Origin of the sequence: Corallococcus terminator (genome assembly GCF_003611635.1) — a bacterium.
GTDB lineage: Bacteria > Myxococcota > Myxococcia > Myxococcales > Myxococcaceae > Corallococcus > Corallococcus terminator.
Map to the genome: position 1 here is coordinate 1 of NZ_RAVZ01000761.1, position 669 is coordinate 669.

Genomic DNA, 669 nt, shown 5'->3' on the forward strand with positions numbered 1-669 from the left:
CCCCGAACCTCCCGGACGTTCCGCCGGGAGAAGCACGGGACGCCACGGACATCGCGCCGGGCACCGAGGCGAAAGCGACGGGACTGCCTCCGTTGCCCCTGGGGTCGCCTTCGGAGAAGCGGTTGGCGCGGCGGCTGTCCGGCCTTTTCAAACAACTGCGAGCGCGGGCGAAGGACGTGGACGCGGAGGGAGAGCTGCGGGGCAGACTGGTGCAGCAATACCGGGCGGCGGTGGACGCGGAGGAGCCGGAGCGCGTGCGCATCCACCTGGCGCTGGATGCCTGGGAGAAGGTGCTGGCCGAGCGCATTGCCCTGCATGACGCGCCTCCCCCCGTCGTCCAACCCGTGGTGCCACGGCATCCACCGCTCGTGATTCCCAATCTGCCCGCGCTGCCCCGGGGCAGCCCTGCTGAGCTGAAGCTGGCCCAGCGCCTGGACCGGCTCGTCGCGGAGCTGCGCCAGCGCACCCGGGGGCAGGACATCGCCCCGGACCTCACGCGACAGCTCGTGAAGCTCTACGGCTCCGCCGCGGGGGAACAGACGGCCACCCAGCGCATGGAGGTGAATCAGGCGCTGGACACGTGGCAGGAGCAGTTGAAGGCGCGCCTCCCGAAGTGAGCCGAAGCCGGCATTCCCCGACGGCAGGAGCGCGGGGCGGGGAGAATCGGGG

1 pseudogene is annotated in these 669 nt (G+C 71.6%); it reads left to right on the forward strand.

The annotated features are described in order from the left end of the window. Positions 1-617, forward strand: a pseudogene (locus tag D7V88_RS42005) (serine/threonine protein kinase); the annotation flags it as partial. Positions 618-669 lie beyond the last annotated feature (52 nt).